10 protein-coding genes are annotated in these 15,992 nt (G+C 47.7%); 9 read left to right on the top strand and 1 reads right to left on the bottom strand.

Annotation, left to right across the window (positions count from 1 at the left end; all coding sequences use genetic code 11):
• The first annotated feature begins 287 nt into the window (after positions 1–287).
• The gene (locus AC1MCB_RS09870) at positions 288–1,988 is read left to right on the top strand and encodes a tetratricopeptide repeat protein (protein ID WP_479968582.1); all 1,701 of its coding nucleotides are present in this window, start codon (positions 288–290) and stop codon (positions 1,986–1,988) included.
• Between the two features lie 643 nt (positions 1,989–2,631).
• On the opposite strand, the gene AC1MCB_RS09865 is transcribed toward AC1MCB_RS09870, so the two are convergent.
• A complete protein-coding gene (locus tag AC1MCB_RS09865) occupies positions 2,632–2,961 on the bottom strand; it encodes a hypothetical protein (protein ID WP_479968581.1) in 330 nt (109 codons plus the stop codon).
• Positions 2,962–3,559: 598 nt separating this feature from the next.
• On the opposite strand from AC1MCB_RS09865, the gene AC1MCB_RS09860 reads away from it, so the two are divergent.
• The 8 genes from AC1MCB_RS09860 (at position 3,560) to rmuC (ending at position 15,972) form a co-directional block, all read left to right on the top strand.
• Positions 3,560–5,467: a DUF4091 domain-containing protein gene (locus AC1MCB_RS09860; RefSeq protein ID WP_479968580.1), complete on the top strand. Its 1,908-nt coding sequence runs from the start codon at positions 3,560–3,562 to the stop codon at positions 5,465–5,467.
• A gap of 6 nt (positions 5,468–5,473) precedes the next feature.
• Positions 5,474–7,270 (top strand): DUF5107 domain-containing protein, encoded by a 1,797-nt coding sequence (locus tag AC1MCB_RS09855; RefSeq protein ID WP_479968579.1) that lies wholly within the window; start codon positions 5,474–5,476, stop codon positions 7,268–7,270.
• Between the two features lie 23 nt (positions 7,271–7,293).
• Positions 7,294–9,021, top strand: coding sequence for a GMC oxidoreductase (locus AC1MCB_RS09850; RefSeq protein WP_479968578.1), 1,728 nt, complete (start codon positions 7,294–7,296; stop codon positions 9,019–9,021).
• Between the two features lie 107 nt (positions 9,022–9,128).
• Entirely contained in the window at positions 9,129–11,318 is a 2,190-nt protein-coding gene (gene bglX, locus AC1MCB_RS09845) for a beta-glucosidase BglX (RefSeq protein ID WP_479968577.1), read from the top strand.
• A gap of 27 nt (positions 11,319–11,345) precedes the next feature.
• A complete protein-coding gene (locus AC1MCB_RS09840; protein ID WP_479968576.1) occupies positions 11,346–12,434 on the top strand; it encodes a Gfo/Idh/MocA family protein in 1,089 nt (362 codons plus the stop codon).
• A gap of 4 nt (positions 12,435–12,438) precedes the next feature.
• Complete coding sequence (locus AC1MCB_RS09835; protein WP_479968575.1) at positions 12,439–13,179, top strand: glucosamine-6-phosphate deaminase; 741 nt, start codon at positions 12,439–12,441, stop codon at positions 13,177–13,179.
• 17 nt (positions 13,180–13,196) lie between these two features.
• Entirely contained in the window at positions 13,197–14,294 is a 1,098-nt protein-coding gene (locus AC1MCB_RS09830) for a PfkB family carbohydrate kinase (protein ID WP_479968574.1), read from the top strand.
• Between the two features lie 1,054 nt (positions 14,295–15,348).
• Entirely contained in the window at positions 15,349–15,972 is a 624-nt protein-coding gene (gene rmuC, locus AC1MCB_RS09825) for a DNA recombination protein RmuC (protein WP_479968573.1), read from the top strand.
• Positions 15,973–15,992: the final 20 nt, after the last annotated feature.

Below are 15,992 nucleotides of genomic sequence, written 5' to 3'. Positions count from 1 at the left end.
CAGACACTCTTCGACGTTGATCAACGGAGGATGACACAATGTTAGGTGAGATTATATCATTCCAAGATTCTTAATCTGTGAAAATCCTTGAATCTGTGGTAACTCTTGAAGTTCATGCCTGCAGATCACGACCTTTACAGAATACCTGAGATATCTCCTCCCAAGAGGTCGTCGATATGACGGCGAGGTGGCTGGCTATTTCGGGGAATCCCCGTAATTCCACGCCTCCACCACATCCTCCATTCGCATAAAATTTATTAAATTTATAGGAACCCTTGTCTGGCACGATGAACGAATCAGTAAGGCAAGTGTGCGCACTTGCTATCATGCTATCTGTAGCCGCCGCCTCCTGTGCGGACAAAAAGGCACCCTCTCAAAAAGTGATTACAGAATTAAATCTGATACGCGGAGAGGTGACCACCTGCGGCACTCCTGGTAAGAAGCTGGGCTCAGTGGATTTTGATATTTCCTGCGGTGGCGCTGTCCGCGAAGACTTTGACATGGCGCTGGCGCTGCTGCATTCCTTCGAATACGAGGAAGCAGAAAAGGTTTTTGCCAAAGTGATCGACAAGGAACCTTCTTGCGCTATGGCCTACTGGGGAGTAGCCATGAGTAATTTCCACCCGCTATGGACGCCACCCGCAGCAGCGGAATTGGCCAAGGGGTTGAAAGCGATCGAAGTCGCGCGATCAATAAAAGGGAAATCTAAACGGGAATCTCATTACATCGACGCAGTTTATGCTTTTTACAAGGATTACAAAAATACCGACCATCTAACGCGTACCGCCCGTTTTGAAAAAGCTATGGAAAAGCTGAGGGCGGACTATCCGGAAGACAAGGAAGCGGCTATATTCTATGCACTAGCACTAAACGCCGCGGCTGACCCTGCGGACAAAACTTATTCCAGGCAAAACAAGGCCGGTTCGATCCTGAATGCGCTGTATGCCCGCGAGCCTAACCATCCCGGCGTAGTCCATTACATCATTCACACCTACGACTCGCCGGAGCTGGCTATGAAGGCCCTTCCCGCCGCCAAAAGGTATGCATCTATAGCTCCGTCCTCAGCCCACGCTCTGCACATGCCTTCGCATATCTTCACCAGGCTGGGCATGTGGCAGGAATGCATTAACTCCAACCTGGCTTCTGTTGCTTCGGCGCAATGCTATGCTGAATCCGCCGGTATCAAAGGGCATTGGGATGAGGAGCTCCACGGGATAGACTACCTGGTTTATGCCTATTTGCAAAAGGGACATAATGAGCAGGCAAAACAGCAGTGGGATTACCTGAAAACATTCAAAGAAGTGCATCCCGTGAATTTTAAAGTGGCTTACGCCTTTGCTGCGGTACCAGCCCGCTACTTGTTGGAAAACAGACTATGGAAGGAAGCTGCAGCCCTCAGCGTTGCGCCTGCAAACTTCCGCTGGGAGGATTACCCCTGGCAGGAAAGTATGATCCGCCTGACAAGACTGCTCGGTGCGGCCAATACCGGTGACCTCAGTTCAGCGAAAAAGGAACTTGCCGCATTGAAAAAAAACCGCCAGAATTTACTGGATCAAAAGGACCTCTATAAAGCGGGGCAGGTAGAAATACAGATCAAAGCTTCAGAAGGGTGGATCCTTTTTAAAGAAGGAAGAAAAAGCGAGGCAATTGCGTCAATGATGCTCGCCGCTGACCTGGAAGATAAAACTTCCAAGCATCCGGTCACTCCTGGTGAAGTAATTCCAGCCCGGGAATTATTAGGTGATCTGTTGGCACAAATGAACGAGCCGGCCAAAGCATTCATCGCTTATGAAGCCGACCTGAAAAAGCATCCCAACCGGTTCAATGGTATTTATGGTGCGGCCCTTGCTGCGGAGCGATCCGGGCAACCGGATATAGCGCGTTATTACTATGAAAAGTTAGTCGGCCTGGCAGATCCTGCTAACGCCAGCCGCAGGGAGATTTCGGAGGCAAGGGAGTATTTGAATAAAAAAATCGCCTTGAACTGAGGAATATCGTCTTAACTGATCTGATTATTCGCCAAGAGAGAAGGGTAAGGGCGCGACGGATTCGAAAGTCATTTGGTAAACGATAAAACAAGGATGCTAACTTGATATCATTTTAAAAAACAAAACACGACCTCCTTTCCCGATAAATCGGGACCACCTCCACCAGCGGAGTCTAGGTTCTATGCATGGTTTTCGGAGATGAAAGATGGTTGAATTTCATCTAAAAAGAAAATTCTGATTTATCCAGAAAATTTCTGAGTTTCTATCTTCTATTGCCGTTCATCGCTGTTGTCCTCCGCTGGCGGAGGTGCACACAGGGCGGAGGTGGTTTGGCTGCTGAGCAGTGTTCACTAATAAGCTACTATACAGATTTGTTAGATGGAATTTCATGATCACTGTCAAAATAATAAACCAAGGTTGCTAACTACCAATGGCAGGCAAAAGGAAAAGTTCACCACAGATTGTAAGATCAATGGGCATTGATAAAACAAGGATCGCTAACTTTAGCAGACTATTTATTCCCACGCAAAGGTCGCAAAGATCAAGGCGTAAAGGCCGCAAAGTAGATTAGAATCATTGATTTTGATCGTAGAGTGTTAGGCTTTGCGTGCTTTGCATTTCCTTATTTTGCTACTATATAACTTCATGCTACTGCCTTGAGTTTCGCGAGCTGTTTTTCAAAATAGTTAATCCGGGACTCTTTGTACTTGCTCACCGCAAAGAGGGACTTCCAGTAAACACCTGTGCTTTCCATGGCGACGGTGGTTACCTGGCAGTCCTTCAGCCAGCCTGTAATTGCATGCAGGTCATCTGTGAAGGCTCCAAACGTCCTGACTTGCTGACTATCCCGCCCCGGCGGAACTGCAACGGCGTGCATCCTGGCCGCTATGTCAATTCCGGCAGCGTCAGGATTTACCACGGTAAAGTCAAGTGTTGTTTCTTTTGTTCGAATACTTTTTGTTTTTTTGTTCATACCTATATTTGTTAAAGTAGCTCCCTGCCAGTTGGCTTTTGAGAATTACTCTACTATACGGGCTTAATATCCCAATAAATAACTCATGATGCCAATCGAGCCAGACTTTGCGATGAGCTGCAGGCCCATTCAAAATAATAGGCTTTAACTGCAGGGGGCTTACTTTAAAGTTATTTACATTTTATAACATAGGAAGCCCTATATCCCACTTTGCGTGCAACCAGAATGCTATTTTGATGATTTGTTAGATGGAATACACAGATTAAGGAAGATGAACTCAAACAATTAGATCTCCAAATCAGCAGGGTGAACTTTTAATTATTTCAGTTTTTGGTCACGGTATAAAAAGATGAAAATCCTGAAATCTGTGGTCAATACCTTCAACGCGTTAACAACGCGAAAAAGCATGGAACTAAGTAATCGTTCGCATCCTCAGTATTTCCTATATTGAGAACTTTAAAATTCAGTATTTTTAAAAACGATACAGGCAAATAAGTTCTGGAATGACCAGCCAGAAGACTTAATAGTTATCCCGATATCTCAATCAAAAGACAGAAAGATTTTTATCGCAAGCGATTTACAATTAAATAATCAGTGCATGAACGTTATGTATAAACTAGTTTGCGAGAACCCAACTGGCCTATTCATTCCACGATTAAGAATACGGTGTCACTCCTTGTTAAAGAAAGGGGCTTTCATTCTTTTCCTGATTTATCTTTCAGCAGGAATATCCTCTGCCCAGGTTCACCATGTGCATAAGGGCCAGGTCGATTCAATAAATCTTCCCGTTTTGGGCGGTCATTACCAGCCCGAACACACGTTTGATAAATCAACAGAACCACTGCGCTGGGAGAGTGATCAAAAGGGACTGCAGGCTGCATTCGGATCAACGGATGCGCTCTATTTCCGAACGGAAGTGCCTGGACTTAAAAAAGAGTCAGCCTCATGGACGGAAACCGGATGGCGTGGCGAAAAGCTCAATGCGCAGGTGCTTGTCTGGTCATCTGACACGCTCGAGCAGGTCAGATTTCAATTAAATGACCTGGTAAGTGAGAAAGGAAATACAATTCCCAAGTCAAGTATCAGTGCTGACATGGTCCGTTATGTGCTTTCCAACTATCCTTATGGTGCGCGTGATGTAGTTTGCGGGACTTCCCCTTATAGCAACGGTTACCTGATGCCTGACCGGTTTGAGAAATTTGACCGCTTTGACGTTCCCGGCAAAACAATTCGGCCGGTATGGTTCAGTATCAATATTCCTTCAACCACCGCCCCCGGTGTTTATAAAGGAAACGTAGTCGTACATTCTACAGAAGGTAAAAAAACGCTTCATCTGACCGTGAAGGTGCAGAACCAGGAACTTTCGAAACCGGAAAACTGGAAACATCAGTTAGACCTCTGGCAGAATCCATGGGTTGTTGCTGAGTACTTTAATCTCGAGCCCTGGTCTGAAGAGCATAAAGCGCTTCTGAAAAAACACTTGCAGCCTTACGCAGATGCCGGCGGTAAATACATTACTACCTACGCGGTTAACTCACCATGGTCTGATAACTCTTACCGGCTTGAAGGCGGAATGATCGAATGGTTGAAGCAGGAGAACGGCGCATGGAAGTTTGATTACAAGATCTTCGATGATTATATTGAACTGGCCATGGGTATGGGCATTGACGAATCAATCACCATTTATACGCCGATTCCATGGGGAAACAGGTTCCGCTATATGGACGAGAAGACCGGGAATTATGTTCATGCCGTCTGGACACCGGAGTCTGCTGAATTCAAAAAAGTATGGAATGTCTTTTTGGATGATCTCCAGGCTCACCTTCAAAAGAAAGGCTGGTTAGAAAAAACTTATTTGGGTATCAATGAAAACCCGCTCGATCAAACCCTTGCCGCTATTAAAGTCATCAAGGACCATTCATCGAAATGGAGAATAACCTACGCCGGCGACTGGCACCAGGAGCTGGATCAATATCTGAATGACTATTCTTTTCTGTTCGGCAAGGAGTCGGGTATGGACGACGTAAAAAAGCGTAATGAACGCGGATTTAATACCACATACTATGTATGCTGTAATCCTCCCTTCCCAAATAATTTCGTTTTCTCTCCGCCAATTGAAGGCCGTTGGATCAGCTGGTATACGTCAGCCTACGGTTATAATGGCTTCCTGAGATGGGCTTATGATGCCTGGCCGCAAGATCCGATGGGTGACGCACGTCATGGATCATGGGCTGCGGGCGACTGCTACCTGATCTATCCGGGCGGAGCAAGCGGTATCAGGTTTGAAAAACTTCGGGAAGGTATCGTTGATTTTGAAAAGATCAGGATATTGAAGGAAATGGCAGCTAAATCGGAGAATAAGAAAGATCAGCGCTTGTTAAAGCAGTTCGAAGAACACATGCAAACCATTGCCTCGAACAAGGATTTTGATGAAGTGCATCTTAAAGAATCGGTAGAGAAGGGAAGAAAGATGATCGAACAACTAAGCGAAAGACTGAAACTGTAGTCCGGAATGAAGAAAAGACTAATCCTTAGCCTGATTGCCGGTTGTATTTCCGCTTTAAGCGTTGCCCAGACAAAGTCAGTGCATGTCCGCGAATTTGAGGAGTACATGCTTTTCCACGAGCTTGTACCCGCCGGACCTGTGCCCACAGCTTTTGACCCTAATGGTGTATATCCCTACGTTAGTTATTCTGAGACGGCAAACCGGCCGGTATTGAAAAAATACCGGTTCATAGTACTGGAGAACGAGCAGGTAAAAGCGGTTGTCTGTCCTGATCTGAGCGGCAAAGTGATCTCGCTGATCCATAAAAAATCAGGTAAGGAATCACTCTATGCACCCGAGGTGATCAAAGCCACCCGTATTCTGCCGCGTTTTTATTTTGTGGCAGGCGGCATAGAGGTAAGTTTTCCAATTTCTCATTCGCCAAGCCAGAACGAAACGGTACAATACAAGCTCGAAAGAACTCCCCAGAGGGTTTACCTAACCTGTGGCGAGCGCGAACTACGCTTTGGTATGCAGTGGTCTGTCGAATACTCGCTGGGACCGGAGGATGACTTCCTGACAGAACGGGTGGTCTATAAAAACCCGGGCGACGATTCATATCCATGGATGTCGTGGTCAAATGCTGCCCTGCCGACTGCACCCGATACCCGGTACTTCTTTCCGAAGGGTAAGGTATTATCTCATTCCTCAAAGATTGACAGTCTTGACTGGGAGAAGCAAGGTCCCCGCCAGGAGTCAGATATTCATGAAATGACCGGCTACTTCTGGAAAACAAAAGATGCGAACGCTTTCGGCGCTTTTACGCCCTCGCTTGGAACGGGTCTGTATCATATCGCCGACAAAGCCATCGCTCCCGGGATGAAGTTGTGGAGCTATGGGGTTGACGCGGATAAAGAATGGTCGCTGCTAAGTACCGCGAAACGGGAAACGTATGCGGAGATCCAGGGCGGTCCAATCGGTGACCAGTCGATCAAGCTGGAGCTTAAGCCTGGCCAGTCAGGCTGGCATACTGAATATTGGATACCCACTGACCGGGAACTCAACATTTACGATCTAAAAGTTCCGGCTATTACCCTACGGCCTCCGGATCAGGTTCCCCTTTTTGGCTGGGCACGTTCCGCGGAGGTGAAGGTTTGGGAAGACCTGCTGAGCGCCTTCAATAGAAGGGGGAAGGCTCCTTCGCCTCCTGAGATTCATCAGAACCTTTGGACGCCATCAGGATTTGAGAACCTGGATAACGCATTCAAATGGGCCATTAGTTCAACCGGCAAAAAGGATGCTGATCTGTGGCTCTTTCATTATGGAGCATGGCTGGCAGGCCGTGGAAACAAGACCGAGGCTATTAATGTACTGTCCGCCTCTGAAACTGGTGTCGCCCAGGTACTGTTAGCACGCTTATATAAAATTGACGGTAAGCTCGAGGATGCACGAAAAGCTTTCGAATCAATTAATGAACGTTCCCTGCAACTACATCCGCAGGTAGTGGTTGAACGCGACAAACTGCTGCGCAGCATGGGAGAGAGTGCACTGGCAGAACGCGAAAAGTGGCTGAGTCTTGTTGACGCATTATCGGATGAATGGATAAAGGAAAGAGCCGTTCAGCTGCTGATCGATAAAAAAGAATACCAGAAGGCAAAGGATCTTCTATTGGCAGTTCCTTTTCAGAAAGTTCATCAAACCTATACCCGGACGTATTTGTGGAAGCAGATTACGGAAAACCTGAAGTTGCCTTTCCTTCCTGTACCAGCTCAGCTGGGCGAGGATCAGCTGGCCACCTTCGGCGCGTACCGGGAATTCGACTAATTTTTAACCAGCACCAAAAAATCATGATAAATCAGGCAGTGAACATTAATTCTAAGGGAAAAGAGGATCATTCTTTTGACGCCATTGTTATCGGTTCAGGAATTTCCGGTGGCTGGGCGGCGAAGGAGCTTTGCGAGCAGGGTCTTAAAACACTGGTGCTTGAAAGAGGAAGGAATGTAGTTCATATTAAAGATTATCCAACCGCCAACCGGCATCCATGGGAACTGAAGCACCGTGGGCAGCTTAGCGCGGAGTATCTGGCCGAGAACCCGCTGATCAGCAAAGCAGCGGGGATAAGCGAAAGTACCAGTCATTTCTTCATCAAAGATAAAGATCACCCCTACGTCCAGGAAAAGCCGTTCGACTGGATCAGGGGTTACCAGGTAGGGGGGAAGTCGCTGACCTGGGGTCGTGCTACCCAGCGGTGGAGTGAGTATGAGTTTACCGCTCCGGAACGCTTCGGCTTCGGCATCAACTGGCCTATAACCTACAAGGACGTGGCTCCCTGGTATTCGCATGTAGAAAAGTTTATCGGCATCTGCGGCAACAAAGACGGGATTGAGTCTATGCCTGACGGTGAGTTTTTACCACCCTTTGATCTGAATGCGGTTGAAGCGGCGATCCAGAAATCCATTAAAGACAATTACGCTAACCGGCATCTTGTACATGCACGCTGGGCGCACCTGACGGAGCCGAAGGAAATCCATTTGAAACAAGGTCGCGGTAAATGCCAGGCCCGGAATCTTTGCATGCGCGGCTGCCCCTTCGGCGGCTACTTCAGTTCCGTGTCTTCCACATTGCCCTGGGCGCATAATACGGGCAACCTGACGCTGAGGCCCAATTCGGTGGTTGATTCCATCATTTATGATGAACAGAAGCAAAAGGCATCCGGCGTGCGGGTAATTGATTCGGTGACCATGGAATCAACCGACTATTTCGCGAAGGTCATATTCGTTAATGCGTCCGCACTGAACACCAACCTGATCTTACTGAACTCGAAATCTTCACGGTTCCCCAATGGCCTGGGTAATGATAACGGCCTGATGGGGAAATACATTGGTTATCATAATTACCGGGGCTCGGTGACGGGCCAGATGCCTGGTTTCGAAGATCGCTACTATTACGGCCGTAATCCCACAGAGCCTATACTCGCCAATTACCGCAACCTGAAAGAACAAGACACGAATTACCTCGGCGGGTTTACCACCTTCATGGCAGCTTACAGGGGTCGCGGAAATAATCCCAAAGAACAGCCTGAAATTGGAGCAGCCTTTAAAGATGGTATGTGTGAACCCGGAGGCTGGAACGTTTACATGTATATGCAGGGCGAAACCTTACCGAAAGAAAGCAACCATGTCCGGCTTAGTGAAACGGAGAAAGATCAGTGGGGAATCCCCTTATTGGTAACTTCAGTGGGCTACGATGATAATGCCGAACTGATGGTCAAAGATTTTCTGGAGCAGAGTGCCGGTATGCTGAAAAAGGCAGGCTGCCTGAATATCAGTACCTATGATAATAAGCAGCCTCCCGGACTGGATATTCATGAAATGGGGGGCGTCCGCATGGGAGCAGATCCCCAAAATTCACTCCTCAATAAATGGAACCAGCTGCATACATGCAAGAATGTATTTGTAACCGACGGCGCCTGCATGACTTCCACCGGAAATCAAAGCCCCTCGATCCTTTATATGGCGCTAACCGCACGCGCAGCAAAGTATGCGGTCGATGAAATAAAGGCCGGAAATCTTTAACCGGATATTAACAGACGAACCTAAACCTTGCAGGCAAAAACGCTCACATCGCATTAAATTCAATGAATACAACCCGCAGATGTTTCCTGATTTTACTATTTTGTTCTATGGCTATAAACCGGGTGTATTCACAGGCAGATAACACCGCTCAGAAGGTAAATACACTGCTGGCTAAAATGACGCTGGAAGAAAAGATTGGCCAGTTGAATCAGTACAACGGAGACTGGGCCGCCACCGGACCAGTGACCGACGATCTCCGGGACAAGATGAAGCTGATCAGCGAAGGTAAGATCGGCTCCATGTTAAACATCATGGGGGTCGAAAAAACCCGCATGTTCCAGGAGGCTGCCATGAAGTCGAGGCTGAAGATCCCACTGCTGTTTGGGCAGGATGTGATCCATGGTTATCATGTGACCTTTCCCATACCACTCGCAGAAGCGGCAAGCTGGGACATGGAAGCGATTGAAAAAGCAGCGCGCGTAGCGGCTAAGGAAGCAGCTTCCGGTGGCATTCACTGGACGTTTGCGCCCATGGTCGATCTCGCCCGCGATCCCCGATGGGGAAGGGTGATGGAAGGCGCCGGGGAGGACCCATACCTGGGATCAGCTATTGCCCGGGCGCGTGTTCGCGGTTTCCAGGGCAAGGGCCTGAGTGACCTCGAAGCAGTTATGGCCTGCGCCAAGCACTTTGCTGCCTATGGAGCAGCCATCGGCGGCCGCGATTATAACAGCGTTGATATGAGCCTGCGCACCCTCTGGGAATTTTACCTGCCCCCTTTCAAAGCCGCACTCGACGAAGGGGTTTCCACCTTCATGACCTCTTTCAATGATCTTAACGGAACTCCGGCAACGGCAAATAGTTACCTGATCAGGGATATTCTGAAAGACAAATGGAAATTCACGGGTTTCGTGGTTAGCGACTGGGGGTCAGTAGGAGAGATGATCCAGCACGGGTATGTAAAAGACAACACGGCAGCGGCAGAAGCGGCTCTCAAGGCTGGTACTGATATGGATATGGAAAGCAGCAGCTACATACATCACCTGGCACAGCTGGTAAAAGAAAAGAAAGTATCCGAAGAGATCATTGATGATGCCGTGAGGCGCATATTGCGGAAGAAATTCGAGTTAGGACTGTTTGATGATCCTTTCCGCTACAGCAACGCGGCCCGCGAAAAGAAAACCCTTAATCATCCTGACCACCTGGAAGCGTCGCGTGACATGGCCCGCAAGAGCATTGTGCTTCTGAAGAACGAACGGAACATTCTGCCCTTATCCAAAGAACTGAAGTCAATCGCATTGATAGGTCCGCTGGCAAAAGCTGAAAAGGATCTGAAAGGTTTCTGGACAGTGGACATCGGGCAGAAAAACGATGTGGTGACCCTGTACTCCGGAATGCAGAAACAGGCTGGAAAAACATCTCTCACCTATGCGGCAGGTTGCGCCATAAATGATACATCAAAGGCAGGCTTTGGAGAAGCATTGAAGGTTGCTGCAGCGGCTGAGGTAGTGGTGATGGCGATGGGCGAAAGTCATGACATGACAGGGGAGGCTAAAAGCAAAGCCAATATCCACCTGCCCGGTGTGCAGGAAGAGCTGATCAAGGCGGTTATGGCCACAGGCAAGCCCGTGGTTGTGTTGTTAATGTCGGGCAGACCTATGGTGTTTAACTGGACCGCCGAAAACGTGCCGGCCATTGTTTACACCTGGTGGCTGGGAAGTGAGGCGGGTAATGCCATTGCGGATGTCCTTTTTGGGGAATATAATCCTTCCGGAAAGCTGCCCATGACATTCCCGAGGTCGGAAGGGCAAATACCCATCTATTACAATTACTTAAATACTGGCCGGCCGTCAACAGGAGACGATGATCGGTTCTATCGCTCAGCCTATATTGATCTTTCCAATAGTCCGCAATACGCTTTCGGACATGGATTAAGCTACACTTTGTTTAAATATAGTAATTTGAAACTAAGCAGGGATTCGATGAGCCGCTCAGATAAGATCACCGTAACCTTCGACCTGCAGAATACCGGTAAGTATGCCGGGACTGAAGTCGTTCAGGTATATATTCGTGATCTTGTATCGCAGCCGGTACGTCCCGTAAAGGAACTGAAGGACTTTCGTAAACTGAGTCTGAAGCCGGGGGAGAGTAAGGCAGTAACTTTTACGCTCGATGCGTCAAAGCTTGCGTTTTATAATGACGAGGTGGAACAGATCACACAGGCGGGCGAGTTCAAACTAATGATCGGCAGTTCATCAAACGATATCCGGCTCGACAGATCGTTCTTCCTTACCAATTAGTAACATGATCACCAAGCAAAACAAAAGATGAAGACCATTAAAGTAGCTATAGTAGGTGCAGGTTTTATTTCTGACATTCATGTTGAATCATACCGGCGCTTTGTACCCGAAGCGGAGATTGTGGCCGTCTATGCACGCGATGCCACAAAGGCCGCCGCGTTCGCTGAAAAGCATCACATTCCGGCCTGGTTCGACGACATTTTAAAAGCTATTACAGAGTCCGGTTGCGATGTGGTGGATATCTGTCTTCCCAATTTCCTGCATGCCCGGGTAACACGTTGGGCCGCAGCTGCCAAAAAACATATCATTATTGAGAAACCACTTGCCGTAACCCTGGAAGAGGCTGACGAGATGATCGCCGTCTGCAAAGAAAACAATGTGAAACTCATGTACGCCGAAGAACTCTGTTTCGCACCTAAATACGAGCGTGCACGCCAGCTGGTAAAGGAAGGCGCTGTGGGTAATATTTATATGCTTAAGCAGTCCGAGAAGCATTCGGGCCCCCACTCAGACTGGTTCTACGACGTTAACCGTGCCGGTGGTGGTGTGATCATGGATATGGGCTGCCATGCTTTAGGCTGGTTCCGCTGGATGCTGGGCAATGCGCCGGTAAAAAGCGTTTACGCATCCATGGATACGGTGTTACATAAGGATCGCACGAAAGGGGAGGACAATTCGGTGATCATCGTGGAGTTTGAAGGCGGCGTTACCGGGGTGGCCGAGAACAGCTGGGCAAAGCATGGCGGTATGGACGACCGCTGTGAGATCCATGGTACGGGAGGGGTGATCTATGCCGACCTGTTTATGGGAAATTCGGCCCTTGCTTACAGTAAGGATGGCTACGGCTATGCGATGGAGAAGGCCGATACCACACAAGGCTGGAGTTTTGCCGTTATAGAAGAAATATTCAACCAGGGTTATCCCCAGGAGCTGAAGCACTTTATCGAATGTGTCAGGGAGGATAAACAGCCGCTTGTCACCGGCGAAGACGGGCAGGCCGTACTCGAGATCATCTACGCGGCCTATGCCTCCGCAGGAACGGGAATGAAAACTGCATTGCCGTTTTCAGCTAACGTTGAAAAACCGGTTGATCTCTGGCTGAATGCTAAAAAATAAAAGAATGATGACAATCCGTATTCATAGTGACTATAACGAAATGTGCAGGGCTGCTGCCGACTTTGTGGCTAAACATATCAGAAGCAAACCTTCTTCCTTGCTATGTTTTCCATCGGGCGATACCCCCACAGGTGTTCTTCGCAACCTGGTTGATGATATAAGAGAGGGTAAATTGGACATCAGCAATTGTCACTTTGTTGGCCTCGACGAGTGGGCCGGCCTGAATGGCGGGGATGATGGGAGTTGCCGACACTATATGGAGGAGAACTTCTTCGGCCCGCTCGCTATCGATGCCGACCGGATACATTTTTTTGACGGTGCAGCGCCTGACCTGCAGGCAGAATGCCGCCGGATAGATCAGCTGGTTCAAGAAAAAGAAGGTATCGACCTGATGATGGTGGGCCTTGGAATGAATGGGCATGTAGGCCTGAACGAGCCGGGTGTAGATTTTAATCTGTATGCTCACCTGTCAGAATTAGCTGCGGATACGAAGGAGGTCGCGAAGAAATATTTTCGGAAGGAAGTCCCGCTGACTTATGGTATAACCCTGGGTCCGCGCCACCTGCTTGAAGCAGAGGTTGCAGTACTTATTGCTTCCGGCTCAGGCAAAGCGTCTGCAGTGGCCAGCGCCATTGAAGGTGAAGTGACTTCAGACCTGCCCGCCAGTATCTTCCAGAGGCATCAAAACGCCTATATCTACCTGGATAAGAACGCGGCAAGCATGCTTTCCCGTAAAGGGGAATGATTTCATGATCCCGCAATATGAACGCAGAAACTTCCTTATTGTCCCAACTCTTAAGATCGAAACAGGATGTTATAAGTTCTAAGCTGATCGTGACCGGCTTCGACGGGTTTATCGATTCTATCCAGAAAGTGGTGTTTCGCAGCAACCCTGCTGGAGAACCGGAGTATTTCGAAACGGTACAAAGCTTCGGTAACTACATTGCCGCTAAAGGGACAGGCGGCCTAAGCCTGGAGACAGAAGAACTGCTCAAGAAATTGGGTGGTAACGCCCCCATCATGGGCAATGCACTAGCCAACGCAGGTGCCCGTGTGCACTGTATCGGCGCATTCGGATATCCCGCACCCGATGCAGTCTTCCTTGATATGCATCCCAATACGACTTTGCACACTTTCACGGAGCCTGGCATTACGTCCGCACTGGAGTTTAACGACGGCAAGATCATGCTGGCTCACATGACGCAGCTAAACAAGGCAGACTGGCAGCTGATCAAAAAGCGGGTCGGTCTTAAAAATATCGTGCAGCTGATTCAGGAAAGCGATATGCTTTGTATCTTAAACTGGAGTGAAACCCGTCACGCAGAAGAGATCTGGGTGGGGCTTCTAAATGAGGTGCTTCCCAATATCAACCGCCGATTGAAGGTTTTTTTCGATTTATCTGATTGCTCCAAATTCAGCAGTGACCGGATACGGAAAGCATTGAAACTGATCAGATCCTTTAAAACATTCTGCGACGTAACACTAAGCCTCAACCGGAATGAAGCCCTTTTGGTTTTTAAGGCAGTCAGCGCTCAGACTACTGATAACCTGATGGAAGCAGGAAAAGGAATATTCGAATTCCTCGGGATAAACACGGTGATGATCCATACGTCTCAGGGCTCTTCCGCATGGCATAATTCCGGGTTTAACAGCGCAGCTGCCTTTTCGATCACCCATCCAGCAATATCTACGGGAGCAGGTGACAACTTTAATGCTGGTTTCTGCATTGCCGAATTACTAGGGCTGACTATGAATGACGCGCTGGTTCTCGCCAATGCTTTGGCAGCCTGTTATATGAAGAACGGAGTAAGCCCTTCTTTGGACGAGCTCGCCGGATTTTTAGAGAAGGTGGAGCTGTAAGGGATCGTGGATATGATGCATCTTGCAACGGAATTCTAGCGCACCACAGATTCCAAGACCATGGTAGATGATAAAACATGGGTGCTAACTTTAGTAGGCTACTCATTTCACGCAACAGGCCGCAAAGAATTAAGGCGCAAAGGCCGCGAAGTCTAATCTCAAAACCATTGATTTAGACTGATTGTAAAGTGGCAGGCTTTGCAGGCTTCGCGGTTCTTATTTTCCTTTGCATGCAACCAGAGTGCTATTTTATAATTTGTTAGATGGAATTCCACAGATTCACACAATCGTATTTTCTGATTCGGTATCCTAATCTGTGAAAATCCTTTAATCTGTGGTGAAACCTTCTTATCGACACTGATAGGATGCGTCTTGTAAGAAGATTCTTAGTGCACCACAGATTTCACAGATTCACACAGATTATTTTCTATTCGCTATCCTTAATCTGTGAAAATCCTTTAATCTGTGGTGCAAACCTTTTCTTAACATTTTCAGGATCTCTGAGATATCTCCTCCCAAGGGGTCGTCGATATGACGCGGTGGTTGGGTTTTTAAATCTGTAAAAATCCTTTAATCTGTAGTGCAAACCTTCTCTTAACATTTTCAGGATCTCTGAGATATCTCCTCCCAAGGGGTCGTCGATAGGACGCGGTGGTTGGGTTTTTAAATCTGTGAAAATCCTTTAATCTGTGGTGCAAACCTTTTCTTAACATTTTCAGGATCTCTGAGATATCTCCTCCCAAGGGTCTTCGATATGACGTGGTGGTCGGATTTATTAATCTGTGAAAATCCTTTAATCTGTGGTGAACTCCTTCCATGACATTTTCAGGAGCAGCTGAGATAATAAACCTGCTACTATCTTCCTGCCACTGCTACTTTCTCTCCGCCACTGCTACTTTCGCTCTGCTACTCCTATCCCTGCCACTCTTTTCCCTTCTCCCGCTACTTCAACCTGTGTTCTCAACTACCGTTCACACGAAAATAACTACCGTTCACCCTTTTTCTGAGAAAGCTAAGATTAATTGCTTTAAGTTTAATTTTTATACTCATTATTTTGAAAAAGATATTAAATGATGATCATTTAAGAGGCGTTGAAGAAGTGCAGCTATCTATGCTTTTCGCGCAAATACTAGCCCCCGATCAGTACCAGGCTAATGTGAAAACGAAGAAGGGAAGCTTCGATGCCGTAGACTTTGCCATCAAACTTCCGGGGCAAACTAATGATGAGAGCAATTTTGTGTATTTGCCCATCGATGCCAAATTCCCCAGAAATGCTTACGAGCAGTTGAACACTGCATACGGGTATGGGGTGCCGGATGATATTGAAACTGCTTCAGACAACCTGGAGGTAACCATTCGGCAAATGGCCAGGGATATCAGCGCTAAATATTTAGATCCGCCCAACACCACCGATTTCGCAATCATGTTTCTGCCATTCGAGAGCATTTATTCAGAGGTAATTAAAAGAGGAGCCTTGATTGACCAGCTTCGTCAGGAATTCAATGTATCCGTAACCGGACCAACATCATTAATGGGTGTTCTAACCAGCTTTCAGGTGGCATTTAAAACCCCTTCTATTCAACTACGAGGCAGGGAAGTGTGGAATGTTCTATTAGCCGTTAAATACGAATTTGACTTATTTAGTGGCCTGTTAGCACAAGTGCAAAAAAGGGCATAAACAGGAGCGGGAGGATTGAA

Source organism: Daejeonella sp. AP26 (assembly GCF_056680515.1).
The sequence above is the reverse complement of the archived record's forward strand: the minus strand, read 5'-3'. Positions and strand labels throughout refer to the sequence as shown.

What these genes read in the sequence shown, in the direction of transcription:
- bglX (WP_479968577.1), top strand. Translation starts at nt 9,129, where the DNA reads ATGGCTATAAACCGGGTGTATTCACAGGCAGATAACACCGCTCAGAAG.
- AC1MCB_RS09850 (WP_479968578.1), top strand. Translation starts at nt 7,294, where the DNA reads ATGATAAATCAGGCAGTGAACATTAATTCTAAGGGAAAAGAGGATCAT.
- AC1MCB_RS09865 (WP_479968581.1), bottom strand. Translation starts at nt 2,961, where the DNA reads ATGAACAAAAAAACAAAAAGTATTCGAACAAAAGAAACAACACTTGAC.
- AC1MCB_RS09860 (WP_479968580.1), top strand. Translation starts at nt 3,560, where the DNA reads ATGAACGTTATGTATAAACTAGTTTGCGAGAACCCAACTGGCCTATTC.
- AC1MCB_RS09830 (WP_479968574.1), top strand. Translation starts at nt 13,197, where the DNA reads ATGAACGCAGAAACTTCCTTATTGTCCCAACTCTTAAGATCGAAACAG.
- AC1MCB_RS09870 (WP_479968582.1), top strand. Translation starts at nt 288, where the DNA reads ATGAACGAATCAGTAAGGCAAGTGTGCGCACTTGCTATCATGCTATCT.
- AC1MCB_RS09855 (WP_479968579.1), top strand. Translation starts at nt 5,474, where the DNA reads ATGAAGAAAAGACTAATCCTTAGCCTGATTGCCGGTTGTATTTCCGCT.
- AC1MCB_RS09835 (WP_479968575.1), top strand. Translation starts at nt 12,439, where the DNA reads ATGATGACAATCCGTATTCATAGTGACTATAACGAAATGTGCAGGGCT.
- AC1MCB_RS09840 (WP_479968576.1), top strand. Translation starts at nt 11,346, where the DNA reads ATGAAGACCATTAAAGTAGCTATAGTAGGTGCAGGTTTTATTTCTGAC.